The sequence below is a fragment of the Streptomyces sp. LZ34 genome, assembly GCF_053890475.1.
Genome location: NZ_CM132680.1, coordinates 12,376,281 through 12,392,410 on the forward strand (window position 1 = coordinate 12,376,281; position 16,130 = coordinate 12,392,410).

12 protein-coding genes and 2 pseudogenes are annotated in these 16,130 nt (G+C 66.2%); 7 read left to right on the forward strand and 7 right to left on the reverse strand.

Annotated features, from left to right (window positions below):
• The first annotated feature begins 4 nt into the window (after positions 1 to 4).
• From ACWY4P_RS53170 to ACWY4P_RS53195, 6 genes are all read left to right on the forward strand, one after another.
• Positions 5 to 220, forward strand: a complete 216-nt coding sequence (locus ACWY4P_RS53170; protein WP_456208003.1) for an MbtH family protein — start codon at positions 5 to 7, stop codon at positions 218 to 220.
• A gap of 55 nt (positions 221 to 275) precedes the next feature.
• A complete protein-coding gene (locus ACWY4P_RS53175; protein ID WP_456208004.1) occupies positions 276 to 1,151 on the forward strand; it encodes an LLM class F420-dependent oxidoreductase in 876 nt (291 codons plus the stop codon).
• Between the two features lie 232 nt (positions 1,152 to 1,383).
• Positions 1,384 to 3,000 carry an ABC transporter ATP-binding protein gene (locus tag ACWY4P_RS53180; RefSeq protein ID WP_456213356.1) on the forward strand — a complete coding sequence of 539 codons (1,617 nt, stop codon included), beginning with the start codon at positions 1,384 to 1,386 and terminating at the stop codon, positions 2,998 to 3,000.
• Entirely contained in the window at positions 2,997 to 4,784 is a 1,788-nt protein-coding gene (locus ACWY4P_RS53185; RefSeq protein WP_456208005.1) for an ABC transporter ATP-binding protein, read from the forward strand. The genes ACWY4P_RS53180 and ACWY4P_RS53185 overlap by 4 nt, the downstream gene beginning before the upstream one ends.
• 463 nt (positions 4,785 to 5,247) lie before the next feature.
• Positions 5,248 to 5,619: a transposase gene (locus ACWY4P_RS53190; RefSeq protein ID WP_456208006.1), complete on the forward strand. Its 372-nt coding sequence runs from the start codon at positions 5,248 to 5,250 to the stop codon at positions 5,617 to 5,619.
• 101 nt (positions 5,620 to 5,720) lie between these two features.
• The gene (locus ACWY4P_RS53195) at positions 5,721 to 6,440 is read left to right on the forward strand and encodes a VanZ family protein (protein ID WP_456208007.1); all 720 of its coding nucleotides are present in this window, start codon (positions 5,721 to 5,723) and stop codon (positions 6,438 to 6,440) included.
• A 138-nt stretch (positions 6,441 to 6,578) separates the two neighbouring features.
• On the opposite strand, the gene ACWY4P_RS53200 is transcribed toward ACWY4P_RS53195, so the two are convergent.
• The 7 genes and pseudogenes from ACWY4P_RS53200 to ACWY4P_RS53230 form a co-directional block, all read right to left on the reverse strand.
• Positions 6,579 to 7,499: a recombinase family protein gene (locus ACWY4P_RS53200; RefSeq protein WP_456208008.1), complete on the reverse strand. Its 921-nt coding sequence runs from the start codon at positions 7,497 to 7,499 to the stop codon at positions 6,579 to 6,581.
• A 155-nt stretch (positions 7,500 to 7,654) separates the two neighbouring features.
• Positions 7,655 to 8,110 (reverse strand): annotated as a pseudogene (locus tag ACWY4P_RS53205) (IS30 family transposase); the annotation flags it as partial.
• 91 nt (positions 8,111 to 8,201) lie between these two features.
• Positions 8,202 to 10,025, reverse strand: coding sequence for a group II intron reverse transcriptase/maturase (gene ltrA / locus ACWY4P_RS53210; protein WP_456207948.1), 1,824 nt, complete (start codon positions 10,023 to 10,025; stop codon positions 8,202 to 8,204).
• Between the two features lie 712 nt (positions 10,026 to 10,737).
• Positions 10,738 to 12,066 (reverse strand): reverse transcriptase domain-containing protein, encoded by a 1,329-nt coding sequence (locus ACWY4P_RS53215; RefSeq protein ID WP_456213357.1) that lies wholly within the window; start codon positions 12,064 to 12,066, stop codon positions 10,738 to 10,740.
• Positions 12,067 to 13,013: 947 nt separating this feature from the next.
• Positions 13,014 to 13,343: a helix-turn-helix domain-containing protein gene (locus tag ACWY4P_RS53220; protein ID WP_456208009.1), complete on the reverse strand. Its 330-nt coding sequence runs from the start codon at positions 13,341 to 13,343 to the stop codon at positions 13,014 to 13,016.
• 395 nt (positions 13,344 to 13,738) lie between these two features.
• A complete protein-coding gene (locus ACWY4P_RS53225; RefSeq protein WP_456208010.1) occupies positions 13,739 to 14,848 on the reverse strand; it encodes a sensor histidine kinase in 1,110 nt (369 codons plus the stop codon).
• A complete protein-coding gene (locus ACWY4P_RS53230; RefSeq protein WP_456208011.1) occupies positions 14,841 to 15,536 on the reverse strand; it encodes a response regulator transcription factor in 696 nt (231 codons plus the stop codon). The genes ACWY4P_RS53225 and ACWY4P_RS53230 overlap by 8 nt, the downstream gene beginning before the upstream one ends.
• 87 nt (positions 15,537 to 15,623) lie before the next feature.
• Between ACWY4P_RS53230 and ACWY4P_RS53235 the strand changes: the two are divergent.
• A pseudogene (locus ACWY4P_RS53235) lies at positions 15,624 to 16,130 on the forward strand (D-alanyl-D-alanine carboxypeptidase family protein); the annotation flags it as partial.

A 16,130-nucleotide genomic window follows, 5' to 3' on the forward strand; every position in this document is an offset into this window, starting at 1 on the left:
ACTCATGGAAGACCGACAGGACGACACCTTCTACACGGTGGTGGTCAACGCGGAGGAGCAGTACTCGATCTGGCCCTTGGGCCGCGATGTTCCCGACGGGTGGAGCCCCGTCGGGAAGGAGGGACCACGAGACGAATGCCTGGCCCACATCGGGGAGATCTGGACGGACATGCGCCCGCTCAGCCTCCGTCAGCGCATGTCGGCCGAGAACATCCCGTGATGAGGTCAGTGCGGTTCGGCGTCTGCCGTTTTTCCTTGTTCCTTTGGAGCGACTCATGTACGACCTGCCCTACTCCTCCTTTCCTGTCCGCATAGGCGTGCAGATACAACCGCAGTACTGCACGTACTCCGAGATCCGCCGAGCCGCCGCGATGTTCGAGGATCTGGGTGTCGACGTCCTGATGAACTGGGATCACTTCTTCCCGGTGTACGGCCCCGCCGATGGCGAGCACTACGAGTGTTGGACCATGCTCGGCGCCTGGGCCGAGGGAACCAGCAGGGTGGAGATAGGGCCGCTGGTGAGCTGCAACTCCTACCGGAACCCTGACCTGCTCGCGGACAGGGCGCGGACCGTCGACCACATCAGCGACGGCCGCCTCATTCTGGGCATCGGCGCCGGCTGGAGCGAGAAGGACTACGCCGAGTACGGCTACGAGTTCGGCACGCCGAAGGACAGGCTCGACGCCCTGGGCGAGGGCCTGGAGCGCATCGACCGCCGCTGGCGGCGGCTCAACCCGGCCCCCACCCGCAAGATTCCCGTGCTCATCGGCGGCAACGGCGGACGTAGAACCCTCCGGCTCGCCGCGCAGTACGCCGACATCTGGCACGGCTTCGGCGACGCGAAGGAACTGGCGTACCGACACAGCGTCCTCGATGCCTGGTGCGCCGAGATCGGGCGCGACCCCGGCGAGATCGAGCGGTCGACCCGCGTCTTCCGGCGCGGCCCGGATGGGGTGGGCCAGGACCTCATGGATATCGGCACGCGCTTGATCCAACTCGTTGCCCAGGCGCCGAGGTTCGACCCCGCTCCGGTCAAGGACTGGCTGGACTTCCGGGACGACATGAACAAGAGAACAGCCTCGGAACGTCCCAACACCGCCGCGTCCGGCCGACCCTTGATCAAGGAGTCTGACACCCGTGAAGGCTTCTAAGAATATGACCTCCAGACTGCGGCAGTGTGTAAATACCGCCCTCTGGCCCGGCCGGGGGAAGTCGCTCCGGGACACAAGCACCGCCGGAACCTACCCGAATCGGGTGCCCTATACCGACCCCGGCTCACCCGACCTCCGCAGCCCCGCCCGCTATCTGTGGTGGCTCGTCGTCGCGCAACGCCGCCGGATCCTGCTCGGTTCCCTGTGGGGCAGCCTGTGGATGTGCGCCCTGATGCTGCCGCCGTACTTCATGGCCAGGGCCATCGACGACGGGCTCAGGCAACGGGACACGGGCACACTGCTGTTCTGGACCGTCATCATCCTGGTCACCGGCGTGGCCATCGCGGTGCTCGGCATCCTCCGCCATCGCACCATGACGCTCGTCCGCATGGACGCCACCTACCGCACGGCCCAGGTCGTCATCCGGCAGATCACCCGGCTCGGCGCCACGCTGCCGCACAAGGTGTCCGTCGGCGAACTCACCCACCTCCAAGCCGGCGACATGAGCCGCATCGCCCAGACGCTCACCATCACGGGCCCCGGCGTCGGCGCGGCCATCGCCTACCTGGCCACCGCCACCCTGCTGTTCACCATTTCCGCCGTCCTCGCGGCCGTTGTGGTGCTCGGTGTGCCGCTGCTAGCCATCGCCGTCGGCCCGCTCCTGGGCAAGCTGCACGCCGCGGAGGGCACCTATCGGGAACACCAGGGCAAGCTCACCGCCGCCGCCGGAGACATTGTGTCCGGCCTCTCCGTGCTCTGCGGCATCGGCGGCAAGGCGGTCTTCGACAAGCGGTACCAGCAGCGCTCCCAGCGGCTGGTGACCGACGGCTATCGGGTCGCCTCGTTCACCAGCTGGGTCCAGGCCATCGGAACAGGGCTGCCCGTCATCTTCATCGCCGTCGTGACCTGGATCGGTGCCCGGATGGCTGCCAGCGGCGCCATCAGCGTCGGCGAGCTGGTCGCCGTCTACGGATACGTCGCCGCGCTCCTCGTCCCGGTGTCGTTCTTCCTGGAGGGTGCCGAAGACCTGCCCCGGGGCCTCGTCTCCGCCCGCAGGGTGACCGACATCCTGGCGCTGCGGCCCGAGGTCGAGGACGCGCAGGCCACCGCCACCGCGCCCGCCGGACCCACCGCACTGCACGACCCCGCCTCCGGACTGACACTGCGGCCCGGGCGGATGACCGGACTCGTCACCGCCCGGTTCGACGAGGCCAGAGCCGTGGTCGACCGGCTTGCCCGGTACGTGGACTCCGAAGTGACCTGGGGCGAGGCGAAGTTGTCGGACCTGGAACTGGCCGAAGTGCGCCGCCGCATCCTGGTCGCCGACAACGACGCCCACCTGTTCGCGGGGTCGCTGCGCTCCGCCGTCTCCGTACGGGACGACCACACGGACGAGGAGTTACAACGGGCGGTGCGGACCGCGGTGGCCCACGACATCGTGGAGGCCATGCCCGGCGGGGCCGAATCCCGGCTGGAGGAGCGGGGCCAGAACGTGTCAGGGGGGCAGCGGCAGCGACTGCGCCTGACCCGCGCCCTGCTCACCGACCCCGAGGTGCTGCTGCTTGTCGAGCCGACGTCGGCGCTCGACGCGCATACCGAGGCGACCGTCGCCCAGAACATCCGTGCCGAACGGCAGGGGCGCACCACCCTCGTGGTGAGCACCTCGCCCCTGCTCCTCGACCAGGTCTCCGATGTCGCCCTGCTCGTGAACGGCGAAGTCGCTGCCGTCGGCACCCACGGGGAACTGCTCGCCTCCCATCCGGCCTACCGGCGCCTCGTCCTTCGGGGCAGCGACGGGAGCGACCTGCCTGTGGGCGGAAGAAACACTCGGGAAGGAACAAGCCGATGAGTGGCTCCCGCGAACCCTGGCGTCTTCCCGTCGCGGACGCGGCGCCCGTACGCCAGGGCATCCTGGCGCTGATCAAGGCGGACTGGCGGGCGATGGCCCTGGTCCTCCTGCTCACCGGACTCGCCGCCGTTGCGGGCCTCGCCGGGCCTTGGCTGCTCGGCCGCATCGTCACGCGCATCGAGAACGGAGACGCCACGACATCGGCGGTCGACCAGCTCGCGCTCGGCGGGCTGCTGTGCGCGATCAGCCAACTCGTCCTCACGCGCTTCGCGCTCAACCGCTCCCACCGGTTCGGTGAGCGGGCCCTCGCGCGACTGCGCGAAGAGGTGGTGAGCCGAGCGCTGGCCCTGCCCGCCAGGGTTGTCGAACAGGTCAGCTCCGGTGATCTGGTGACGCGGTGCACCGTGGACGTCGGCACCGTCGCCACCACCCTGCGCAGCGCGGTTCCCGATGTGTTCATCGCGGCGGTGCAGGTGTTGTTCATCTTCGCGGCCGTGTTCCTGCTCCACCCGCTGCTCGGGCTGTTCGCCCTGGTGGGCATGCCCTTGGTCTGGTGGGTCACCCGCTGGTACCTCGTGCGGGCGAGGACTGCCTACCTCGCCGCGGGAGAAGCGGCTTCGGAGGTGGCCGAGGTCGTCGCCTCCACCGCGCAGGGCGCACGCACCGTGGAGGCCTTCGGACTGCGCGAGCGCCGTGTGCGCGACGCGGACCGCGCCATCGATCAGTCGTACCGTGCGGCACGCCGCACCCTGTTCCTGCGCAGCGTCCTGTTCCCGGTCACCGAGTTCGCACACTCGCTGCCGGTCGCTGTGACCCTGCTCGTGGGCGGATACGCGTACATCGACGGCTCGATCGGCCTCGGCGTGGTGGTGGCAGGGAGCCTCTACATGTGGCAGCTGGTCGACCCGTTGGACCGCATCCTGATGTGGGTGGAGCAGCTGCAGAGCAGCGGAGCGTCCCTCGCCCGGATCAAGGGCGTCGGCCTGGTCGCGGGGGACCGCCGCACCGACGTGCCGGAACCCGGCGACGATCGCATCAAGGTGCGCGGGGTGGACTACGCCTACGTGGCAGGGCGCGACGTCCTGAAAGACGTCCACCTCACCGTCCGCCCCGGCGAACGGCTCGCCGTCGTTGGTCCTTCCGGCGCGGGCAAGACCACGCTCGGCAAGCTGCTGTCCGGCGCGGACGCCCCGCGCGAGGGCAGCGTTCTCGTCGGAGGCGTGCCGGTTGCCGACCTCGCGGCCGCGGACGAGCTGGGCAACCGCATCGTCCTGGTCACTCAGGACCACCACGTGTTCATCGGCACTCTCCGGGACAACCTCACCATGGCCGCACCGCACGCCGACGACGCGCGCCTGCACGCCGCGCTCGCCCTGGTGGGTGCCGACTGGGCCGAGGATCTGCCCGACGGGATGGACACGGAGGTCGGCTCCGGCAGCGTGGTGCTGGATCCGGCCCAGGCCCAGCAGCTGTCTCTCGCGAGAGTCGAGCTCGCCGACCCGCACACTCTGATCCTCGACGAGGCGACCGCACTCCTTGATCCGGCCACCGCACGCCACGCCGAGCGGGCGATGGCCGCCGTCCGGGCGGACCGCACCGTGATCGCCATCGCCCACCGGCTCCAGACCGCCCACGACGCCGACCGCGTCGCCGTGGTGGACGACGGCAGGATCGTCGAACTGGATACCCACGACAAACTCATCGCGGCGGACGGCCCGTACGCGGCGCTGTGGCGGTCCTGGCACGGCCGGAGCGATACCGACAACGAGGGGCCCACCGGCTGATGCGGGTGTCCTCACGCCACACAACGTCGTCCGGAGCCACAGACCAAGGAAAGGAGTCGCTGCAGTGCCGGTGGTGTGTTGAGTCATGGCCCGGCGTCAGGCAAGTACGTGCTTGTCTGGGCACCCGGGAGCGCCGGGGCGTCCCGAGGTGTCGTCGGTGTGCGGTGAGCAAACGGGCGAGGTACTCCACCACGTGGCGGGGAACGTCGAGCGTGGCAACATAGGTAACCAACGTGCAGCCTCTGGTTGTTGCGGACATGATCTTGTGGTGAGACCCGTCCTATCAGAGGCTTCACGTCTATCCGCGACTGGCTCCCACGCATCCGGCCTGACACGCGCACGCACGATTTGCGCCGCCTCGCGAAGATCAATTCGCTGAGAAAACCTCACTCGCTACAGCTGTCGCAGCCTGCGAAAACGCCAGACAGGCGTTTGAGAATCCAGGGGGAGGCGGTTGAGGGCCATGCAGCCCACTCACTCTGACCTGCGGCGAAGCAAATTCCGACAGATCCCCGGCAAGTGGGGACGGGCACTGACCTTGCGCGAGCCCGCTCAGAGAGCGCCCCTCCAGCAACGCCGCCGCGAACAGGAAACCATCGCCTGGCGGGAACGATATCGCCGATGTGCGGGAATCGAGGCCACCGTCTGCCAGATCGTCCACCGCACCCACGCACGCCGCGGCCGCTACCGGACCGCCGCTGCCACCCACCTCGGCCACTGCCTTGCCGCCACAGCCGTCAACCTCATCCGAATCGATGCCTGGCAGCAAGGCCACCGCCCCGAGCACACCCGCACCACCCACTTATGCCGCCTTCTCGCTCGGCCCTCGAAATGAAAGATCAGCAACGGGGTCCTTGATGCCGGTGATTCCGTGTATCGCGGGCGTATCGAAAATCGCATACGCCCGCGATACGGTCTTCCGTCTTCACTGGAGGCATGGACCACAGCGCATCACTGTCAGCCCCAGCCCGTCGAACGCGCAGGATCGTGATCGTCAGTCTGGCGATCCTCGGTGTAGCGATCGCTGCGTTCGGCCCGGTCGACGCGGTACTAAAGATCCTGTCCATGCCGATGCGCAGGCCGGGATGGCACTTCTGGGTCGGTACGTTCAATGGCGTGGCACTCATCACGGTGGCCGCACTGCCGTTGGCCGCGCTGGCGGTGTGGGCTCTGGCACGCCGTCGGAGTGCCGCCGGGATCACGTCGGCGTGGCGGATGTCGCTGGCCGAGGTCGGCATCGTCTACGGGACGGTGCCGTGGGTTTGGATCACCATGTTGCCGGGCGCCGGGGCCGGCGTCGTCCCCGGTCGGGTGAGCCTGGTACCGCTGCGGGACCTGCTCGCGATCCTCGCCGACGGGGCGACGGGCCAGGTCGTCGGCAATCTGCTGGTGTTCGCGGCGCTGGGGTTCCTCGCCCCGCTGCGGTTCGCGGCGCTGGCGTCGGTGCCGCGGATCCTGGCGCTCGCGGCGGGCTGCTCGGTCCTGGTCGAGGTCGCGCAGTACGTCCTGCGGCTGGACCGGGTGTCCTCTGTGGACGACGTACTGCTCAACGCCGCCGGCGCCGGGCTGGCCGCGCTGGCGTCGCGCCGCTGGTGGCGCGCTACGGCCGGAACGTCGTCAGACCGACCTCGACCGGCCCCGGTACCGGGACGCTGAGCCGCGCGCGGTACGCCGGTCAGCGGCTCTGGGCGGTGGCCGAGGCGCACAGGCAGACGGCCGCTGCGGCGGCCGGCCTCGGTACACCGCTACTGGCGTCGGTAGGATCAAACGAACCGTGGTTGGCGCTGAGACTGATCATGGTTCGCCGATGGTCCCGAGGGCTTTGACACGGTTCGCGTACTCGCGGCGCGCCTTGCGCTGTGTCGGGATCGCCGAAGGGCCGTCGAGTGGCTGACAGTGGCCGAGGAGTTGGCGGTGGATCGAGGGCGCCGCGGGGACGCGGAGTGTGTAGCCCTGGCCGCGCCGTACGATCACCCCGTTGTCGAGCGCGGCCCGCGCGGCGGGCTCCAGCTCGGTGGCGCGGATGAAGTCGACGACCTTGCCCGGCATGTCGAGGGTGACCAGCAGCTCCGGGGCCTGGGCATCCTCGCGGCCGGTGGTGGGATGCTCGGGCATGAGGTCGGCGACGGCTGTACGGATGGCGCCGCGGCTGACGTCGTGCTCGCGGGCGAGGCTGGCGATGGTCTGGCCGCCCAGGTACGCGGCGCGCACGGCGTCGGTCCTCTCGTCCTTGACGGCCGGGCGGCGCCCGCCCATGTTGCCCTTGGCCTCGGCGGCCCGCAGCCCATCGTAGGTCAGCTCCCGCTGGAGGTCCCGATGGAGTTCTCCGGCGGCCGCGAGGGTCTGCACCATGAACTTCACGGTGGACGGCAGCTCTCTGGTGCGCGGGTGGCGTGCGGTGAGGTCCATCGCGGAGAACGCACCGTCGTGGATGCGCAAGGCGAGGCGACCCTGGTGCAGGACGTCCAGCACGTCGAGGATGTGCTGCGTGCCTCGCGCAAGGCGGAACATCTCGGAGATGTGCACGGTGTCGCCCGGCCGCGCGTACGTGAGCATTTCGCCGAACTTCGGGCGGTGGAGCGGGTAGAGGCGGCTGGAGGTGCCGGCCTCCTCGAACGTCACCGGGTCCTCGATCCCGGCCTCGGTAAGAACGAGGTTCTGACGGTCGGTCGACTGCTGGTCGGTCGACACCCGCTTGTAGACCAGATTGGCCATGCTGCTCCCCGCTCCTGTGGACGGATCGACCCTAGCTGTCATCAAACCCTGTCATCAGCCGCCATCAGTTCTGATTGGATCCGTGCCGCCGCGAGGCCCCGGAATGTCCGGGTTCATTGGACACCCGCCACCCCTGTCGTCAAACGGTGGCCAACTCAGGCGGTCAGCGCATCACCGCTGTTCAGGAGGCCAGCGTAGAACTGTGCCGGAGTGCGATAGCCGTGGGTCTTGCGCGGACGGTGGTTGAGCTCGTGGGCGATGGCGTCGAGGTCGGCCTGGCTGAACGTGCGGAGGTGTGCGACCTTGGGGAGGGAGTGCCGCAGCAGCCGGTTGGTGTTCTCGTTGGTGCCGCGCTGCCACGGGCTCCGCGGCTTGCAGAGATAGATCGGCATACCCGTCTCGGGGGTGATGGCCTGGTGCTCGGCCATCTCACGGCCCCGGTCCCAGGTGGGCGTCCGCCGCAACTGGTGCGGGATGCCGAGGAGGCTGCGGGTGAGGTGCGGGGTGACCTGCTCGGCCTTGATGCCGTCGGGCAACGCGACGATGGTGGTGTACCAGCTGGTGCGCTCAACGAGCGTCGCGACCGCCGAGGGCCGTGTGCCCATCACGAGTCGGGTAGCGGGGACGTATTACTACGTCCCCGTCGGGTAGCGACGGCGCATTGCTGCGCCGCTGCCCCCTCGGAACCGTGCATGCGACTTATCACCGCACACGGCTCGGGCAAGCCACAAGGGCTGGCAGGTTCTGCCGAGTTCGCTGGTCTACTGCCATTTTGATTGAGCGTCGGTGATGGCAGTAGCTATGCAGGAGATGGATGCGATTCCGATCGCCAGGACCGTCGTTCTGCAAGGTCAACACCTCTTTGCGGAGAGCCTTGCGGACGACGGTGAACCACATTCCCCATTCCTCCGGGGCCTGTGGTTCCTGGTCGGCGTACAGAAGGTAGTCCCCGCACTCCGGACAGCGTCCTTCTTGCGCTTTGAGTAGGCGCAAGGTCGGCTGATCGAGGGGCGGTGGTTTTCTCCTGCGTCGTCGTTTAGCCCAGTACTCGGCCAGCTCAGGGTTGTCTGGTGACGCCCCGGACTTGACCGCCTGGTGCCGAACGATCGGAATCCAGGAGAACTTAATGAGATAGGCACCGTTGTCACGGTTGCCGAAGACCCATCGGTCCTTCCTGGTGGTGTTGAAAGCGCCGTAGTACCGATCCACAACCCAGCGTGTGGGTTTGTTCTGGTGACTATGTAGACCCCACCGGTAGGTGAGCCTCCACACATAAGCGTCCAGCGCGTTGAATATTCGGCTGGACACCACGGTCCGGTAGTAGCATGCCCAACCCTTGATGATGGGATTGAGCTTGGCCAGGACTGCCGCCGAATTCGCGCCGCGTAGGGCGTGCATCTCATCAGCGAGTCGCTTCCGGATTCGTTTAACGGCGTCTCTGCTGGGCTTGATGATGAGCTTTCCACTGTCGTAACGGCGGATGTTGAACCCTAGGAAATCGACCCCATGTGTCAGATGGACGATCTGGGTCTTCTCTTCGTTGAAGGTGAGACCCCTGGGAGTCAACCACTCACTCAACCGCGCTTTGACCAACTCGGCTTGCTCCTGGCTGGAGCATAAGGCGAGAAGATCGTCAGCGTAGCGGACCAGCACCGGGGCACCACGCACCACCTCGACGATGTTTCCGTCTTGGCCAGTGCGATAACGGACCCCGGCCGCACTCTCCATTCCATGGAGGGCGATATTGAGTAGCAATGGACTGATCACGCCGCCCTGAGGCGTTCCCTCGCGGGTCGGGGTGAGCCAGCCCCTCTCAACCACACCTGCCTTCAGCCAGCCGTGGATCAACTTCCGCGCAGGGAAGGTGCCGAGCTGGCTGAGGATGTGATCATGGCTGATGCGGTCGAAGGCTGCCTTGAGATCTGCGTCGAGCACCCACAGGCGTTTGGCGTTCTTTCCGCACGCTGTGGTGAAAATGGTCTCGATCGCATCATGACAGCCGCGGCCCGGCCGGAATCCATAGGATCTCGGCTCGAATCTGGCCTCCCACTCTGGCTCCAATGCATTGACGACACGGGCTTGTCGCGCCCGATCAACAATGACGGGAATTCCCAGTGGGCGCCGCTTGCCGTTCGCCTTCGCTACATAGACCCTCCTGACTGGCCGGGCTTTGGGTTCTCGAACGGAGCAACGCAAGGCTTGCGCCAACTCTGTCTTTCCCTGGGAGGTCGTGATGACTCTCCCATCAATCCCCGGTGTCAGGCGTCCAGCGTTGACCTCCGTGACCTTCCGCACGCTGACCAGCGTGTTGGAAAAGCTCCGGAGCATCAATTTCTGCAGATTGCGGACCTTCTTGAGGTCCCGTTCCTGCGTTGCCTTGAATATCCGCTGCCTCAGACGTCTTACCTGGGCTTCGGCATGCCCCCAATCTACGGCATCCCAGTGCCAGTCCAGGTCCTCCGGTCCGTTCACCAGACTCGGAGCAGGCACGACGGCCGGCGCCGCCTCGCTCGTCCGCGTTGTCATGGTGCCTAACTTGTCCTTTGGTTCGGTTGTCCTTGCGGCGTGAGCATTCAAAGGCTCACCTGGTCCACGTCAGCTCCCTTTTGGGCCAGGCAAGAGCCTGTATCCAGCCAGTTATACGGAGGTCACCAGCGGAGGTGCCAGTTCGCGACATCCGGTTTCCTGTTTCCTTTCGGCTGCTGGCTTTGGCTTGTTGGACCATCCTGTTCCCGCTGGGGAGTTGAGCTCTCCTTACGGTCGGCCTACCGGTTATCGCCACCGGACCTCAACGGGGTTACCACGTTTCGCACGATCGAGATACAGCTGGGAAGGGTGCCCGCTCAACTCCGAGGCTGCGGTGTCCTTACGGCTGCGTAGAGCTGCACAGCCGCCGCCTGCCGCTTTCCAACGGCCAGCCCTACACCCTGGTCCTACTTGCCATCTCCAGGGCTTTCTGTGACGGAGCATCATCACGGGTTCACTTTCGTTCACCCATCAGCCTTTCCCTCGCCTGTTGCGCTCGGATGGTACGAGCTCCCTTGGGCTTGAACCCTGAGCTTCGCACCCCGCGATTACTCGCAACGCACGTCAGGGCGGGAACGGGCCTATGGAAACTAGCCCGGAATTACACCATCAACACCTCTGATCCTCCTTCCAGTGCAATTCACTCGATTCGTGCGACTTCGTGTCGCACGCCCCCTCAGAACCGTGCAAGCAGCTATTCGCCGCACACGGCTCAGGCAAGCCCCAGAGGTTCGCCGGCAGGCAAAAGTGCTGGACTCGTCATCGCGGCGGCTCCATCCCGTCGCTGACAATGGGTGTGGAGGAGACGGAGTCGTTGACCGTCCGGCGCGCTCGCGTCCGGGAACGCGATGTATTGCTTGGAGATCGCTTTCCGGATGACGGCCCGCCACGTTTCCCATTCCTGCGGGCTTTGTGGAGGGTGGTCGGCATGCAGCGGGAGTCCTCCGCAGGTCGGGCAGCGGCCGTATTGCGCCTGCAGGAGGCACACGGTCATTGCGTCGACTGGCAGAGGAGTTCCCTTGCGGCGCCGCTGAGCCCAATACGATTCCAGGGCGGGGTCGTCTGGGGACGTCTTCCCCTTGACCAACTGGTGCCGGATTATCTTCGTCCAAGAGAGTTTGAGCAGGTAGGCGCCGCTGTCGCGATCACCGAACACCCACCGGTTCCGGCGTTGGCCCCTCGCAGGGCCACCGGGCCCCCTGGGTGCGAGCCATGCAGTCAGCCGTTCCTTGACCTCTTCGGCCTGTTCACGGCTGGTGCACATCGCGACAAGATCGTCTGCGTACCGCACCAGCACGGGGCTACCGCTCTGTGCACTCCCGGCGTCTCTGCCGGTTGTGTAATAGCGGACCCCTGCGGCTTTCTCCATTCCATGCAGGGCCACGTTGAAAAGCAACGGGCTGATCACCCCACTCTGCCAAGTCTCCTCCTCGGTCGGGGCGAACCGACCCCGATCCACGACCCCGGCCTTCAACCACTGTCGGACCAGTCCCCGGGCGGGGAAGGTGCCGAGGGAGGCCATGAGCCGGGCGTGGTCGATGCGGTCGAACGCCGCCGTCAGGTCCGCGTCGAGTACCCACGCCCGCTGCGGGTTCTTCCCGTTGAGCGTGGAGTAGATGGCCCCAATCGCGTCGTGACAGCCGCGGCCGGGCCGAAAGCCGTACGACTTCGGCTCGAACCGCGCTTCCCACTCGGGCTCCAATGCTCCCAGGGCCACAGCTTGCAGGCACCGGTCAACAATCACGGGAATTCCGAGTCCGCGCTTCTTCATGGTCCCCGGTTTGGGGATGAACACCCCCTTGACGGGCTTGGGAATCCACGGTCGGGAGCGATGCTGGACCCAGTTGGCCAATGCGGCCTTGGACTGGGAAGGCAGCACGACTTTTCCGTCGACTCCCGCCGTCGCGCGTCCAGCGTTGATCTCCGTGACCCGTCGCACGCTCAGGAGCGTGTTCGAGCGGGACCGGAGCATCAGCTTCTGCAAATTGCGGACCTTCTTCAGATCCCCTGCCTGCGATGCCGTGAAGATTCTCTGTCGCAGACGCCGTACGTCTTCTTCGACCCGCCGTCAGTCAATCGACGACCAGTCCAAGTCTTCGCCCTCGGGTCCGTTCACCGGAGCAGATGCAGCCGGAGGGCCGAAGCCGCCCCGTCCGCTATCAGCGTGGTGTCCAACTTGCCCCTCGGTTCCGTCGTCTTTATCCAGTGATTCTGCACAGGCTCACCCGGCCCACGTCAGCACCCTTTCGGCTCCGGGTAGCGTGCCCGTATCCGGACGGTTATGCGGGGCAACCGGCGGAGAGGCCGGTCATGACGCCCCAGGTTCCCGTTTCCTTTCGGCTTCCGGCGTTGGCTTGTTGGGCCGTCCTGTTCCCGCTGGGGAGTTGAGCCTTCCTCGCGGTCGGCTGACCGAGCCAAAACGGCCCGGACCCAAACGGGGTTTCCACGTTCCACACGAATGACCAGCCAGCGCCTGCCGCTTCTCAACGGCTAGCCATACACCCCACTCACGCATTCCATCGGCGGGGCTTGGGATCACGAGGCATCATCGGGAGTTCATATTCTTCACCCGTCCGGTCTTCCCCTTGCCGGTAACTCCCGGATGGAACGGAAGTCCTTGGGCTTTCCCGTGAGCTTCGCACCACGCCGTTACCGGCATCGCACGTCAAGGGCGGGGACGGGTCATACGGACACGGACCCGTGACTGCACCTACAGCTTCGTCAGCCGCCTCTCCAATCGGTCATTCCACTCAAATTCGTGCGGCAGGTGGACACCATGCCGCGGATCACGCCCCGCCCGGTGGGCCGACGGGCGGCCTTCGGCCGGCGCATGGGCCGCGCTGACCGAAGCCGCTGGGCGAGACTGCGGTCGATCGCCTGGCGGCGGCGCGGATCGAAGAGCGAGAGGTAGATCGCCTCGTGCGAGACCTGCATGGACGCGTCGCCGGGGAACTGCCGTCGCAGTCGGCCCGCGATCTGCTCGGGCGATCAGCACAGCGCCAGTTTGGCCTCCACCAGCGCCCGCACAGCGGGCTGTTGGGCGAGCTCGGCCTGCTTGGGCCGCCGCCCACGCGCGTAGGCGGCCGCGTCTGCGGGCGTGGCACGGTAGTGGTCCCGGCCGCCGTTGCGGGCGATCTCGCGGGAGACGGCCGACGCTGATCTGCCCAGCCGCTTGGCCAAACGCCGGGCCGACTCGCCGGCCGCGATACCGCGGGATATCTCATCGCGCTCGTTGCCGGGCAGATGCCGCTTCGGCCGCTGCTGCGGGGCCTGGCGGACGTCGCCGCTCTGGTACAGAAACCGGCGAACGTGATGCATCGGCGCCCCAAGCGCCCGCCCCATCAGGCTGAACGACTGCCCCTCACACCAGCGTCTCCAGATCCCGTCCTGCTGAGTCGGCGAAAACCCGTAGTCACGCACCTGTGCCTCCACGGCCGCCTGATCATCCGTGGGTGGTGCGTTGATCACTTGAGGGTGCCATCGTCTGCCGACAGGGCACGACAATCGAAGAAGAGTCGAAAATGTTCCGAGATGGCGTCGGAGTCGAAGTCGAATCGGTCGTGCATGTGCCCGGAGAGGGACGCCGGAGACGTCCGAATGAATTCGATATTCTCGAAATGATGACAGTGCCTTCTGTGGGGATTTCAGCCTCCTGCCATCAGTGCTCTTGTCGCAGATTTACTGTGATGGCCGCGCATCAATTCCCTGATTCTTCACTTGTCGGTGTGCGGGGATATCGCGGGTAGTTCCACAGTGATGCGGATCCCGCCGGCAGAGCGCGGGGCGAGGGTGAGTGTTCCGTTGTGTGCGTGGGTGATGGTTTTGACGATCGCCAGGCCGAGGCCGACGCCTGCGTGGTCGGTGTGTATGCGTTCGGTGCCGCGCTGGAATGGTTCGGTGAGTGTCGAGGCCAGCTGTGGGGTGAGCTTCTCGCCGGTGTTTTCGACAGTGAGCACCACAGTCTTGGGGCGCACGCTGGTATTCACCCACACGGTGCCCTGTTCAGGCAGGTTGTGGACGATCGCGTTGTGCACGAGGTTCATGGTCAGCTGAAGCAGAAGCGCTGGCGATCCGACCGTAGGGGTGATGTCGCCGCAGCTCTCGATGGTGACGCCACGCTTTTCCGCGAGGGGGAGGAGTGTTTCGGTGGCTTCTTCCGCTAGGAGAGACAGGTCGACTTGTTCTCGGGTGAAGGACCGCTGGTCAGCGCGGCTGAGCAGGAGCAATGCTTCAGTGAGGTCGATCGCTCGGGTGTTGACGGCGTGGAGGCGGTCGATGACTTCGCCGGCGTCGTGTGTCGGACCGGTGCGGGCCACGTCGAGAAGTGCCTTCGAGACCGCCAGCGGGGTGCGCAACTCGTGAGAGGCGTTGGCCGCGAATCTCTGCTGTTCGGCGACGTGCGCTTCGAGCCGCTCGAGCATGCCGTCGAAGACGTCGGCGAGTTCGTGGAACTCATCTTTGCGGCCCGGTAGCCGGATCCGGTGGGAGAGCGATCCGGTCGAGGCCAGGCGGGTGGCGTCGGTGATGCGGGTCAGCGGGGCGAGCATCCGGCCGGCGAGGATCCACCCTCCCACGAGGCCGAACACCAGCAGGAATGCCAACACTGCGACTGCCCTCGGAACGAAAACGCGCAGGAGGTTGGACCGGACGGGAAAAACACCATGAGTGAGGGTGCCAGTGGGGACGATGAGCGCACGCTCGGGGACGTAACGCAGGAGGAACACCCACACCGCCGCGAGCAGCAGGGCGCCGGCAATCATGAGGAATCCGACGTAGCTGAGGGTAAGTTTGAGGCGAACGCTCAACCCAGGTGCCCTATCCACGGTTTCCTCCCGCGTGTCCGGCCTCTGGTTGCGTGTCGATGCGGTAGCCGACGCCTGGCACGGTGGCGATGATCCAGGGTTCGCCGAGCCGTTTGCGCAGTGCCGAGACGGTGATGCGTACGGCGTTGGTGAACGGCTCGGCGTTCTCATCCCACGCGCGTTCCAGGAGTTCTTCGGCGCTGACGACACCGCCTTCGGCAGCGACGAGGACTTCGAGCACTGCGAACTGTTTCCTGGTCAGCGCGACGTAGCGGCCGTCCCGGTAGACCTCTCTGCGGAACGGGTCCAGCCGCAGACCTGCGATCTCTCGCACGGGAGCCCTGTGGTGGGCACGTCTGCGGTCGAGTGCTCTGAGCCTGAGCGCGAGTTCTTGGAGTTCGAAAGGTTTCGTGAGGTAGTCGTCGGCGCCGAGTTCGAACCCGGAGGCCTTGTCGTCGAGACGGTCCGCTGCGGTGAGCATGAGGATGGGCATGCCGCTGCCGGAGGCGACGATGCGTTGGGCGATCTCGTCACCGGAAGGGCCTGGGATGTCGCGGTCGAGGACGGCGATGTCGTAGGTGTTGATGCTCAGTAGTTCCAGAGCGGTGTCGCCGTCACCGGCGATGTCGGCCGCGATCGCTTCCAGGCGTAGGCCATCGCGGATGGCTTCTGCCAGATAGGGTTCGTCCTCGACGATCAACACACGCATGCTCTCGATGCTACGAGCCGACGCATATCGTCGGCATATCGAAAACCACATACGTGCCGGCAACTCCGCACTGCCTTGACTGGCGGTATGACTCGAACCCCACCATCTGCACGAACAACGACCCGCCGGATTCACCGGCTCCTTGTCGTCGGCCTGATAGTCGTCATAGCAGCGATCAGCGCATCCCTCGGCTACCAGTCGCAGAATGCCTCGTCCTCCTCGGCCGCACCACCGTCCTCCTCGGCCCCATCACCCTTGAATACTCATCGCAGTGAGCACCGTGGTGCGCTCGGCGAGGCTGACGGTGCCGTCCCCGACGGCGTGACAGTTTTTGATGACGGGTATCCCGCCGTAGCCAACCTCGACCCCGATCTGCTCCGGGCCCTGCGCGAAGCGGCGACGGATGCCGCTGACGACGGCGTCAAGTTCTACGTCAACAGCGGCTGGCGTTCTCCGGAGCGCCAGAATCAGCTTCTTCGTGAGGCGGTCTCGAAGTACGGCTCGGAAGAGGAAGCTGCCCGATGGGTGGCCACAGCGGACACATCTCCTCACGTGTCGGGGGACGCGATCGACATCGGGCACTCCAATGCCACG

Coding starts and splice junctions, on each gene's coding strand:
- ACWY4P_RS53185 (WP_456208005.1), top strand. CDS start 2,997: ATGAGTGGCTCCCGCGAACCCTGGCGTCTTCCCGTCGCGGACGCGGCG.
- ACWY4P_RS53195 (WP_456208007.1), top strand. CDS start 5,721: ATGGACCACAGCGCATCACTGTCAGCCCCAGCCCGTCGAACGCGCAGG.
- ACWY4P_RS53175 (WP_456208004.1), top strand. CDS start 276: ATGTACGACCTGCCCTACTCCTCCTTTCCTGTCCGCATAGGCGTGCAG.
- ACWY4P_RS53170 (WP_456208003.1), top strand. CDS start 5: ATGGAAGACCGACAGGACGACACCTTCTACACGGTGGTGGTCAACGCG.
- ltrA (WP_456207948.1), bottom strand. CDS start 10,025: ATGACAACGCGGACGAGCGAGGCGGCGCCGGCCGTCGTGCCTGCTCCG.
- ACWY4P_RS53230 (WP_456208011.1), bottom strand. CDS start 15,536: ATGCGTGTGTTGATCGTCGAGGACGAACCCTATCTGGCAGAAGCCATC.
- ACWY4P_RS53190 (WP_456208006.1), top strand. CDS start 5,248: ATGCAGCCCACTCACTCTGACCTGCGGCGAAGCAAATTCCGACAGATC.
- ACWY4P_RS53220 (WP_456208009.1), bottom strand. CDS start 13,343: ATGCATCACGTTCGCCGGTTTCTGTACCAGAGCGGCGACGTCCGCCAG.
- ACWY4P_RS53200 (WP_456208008.1), bottom strand. CDS start 7,499: ATGGCCAATCTGGTCTACAAGCGGGTGTCGACCGACCAGCAGTCGACC.
- ACWY4P_RS53180 (WP_456213356.1), top strand. CDS start 1,384: ATGCTGCCGCCGTACTTCATGGCCAGGGCCATCGACGACGGGCTCAGG.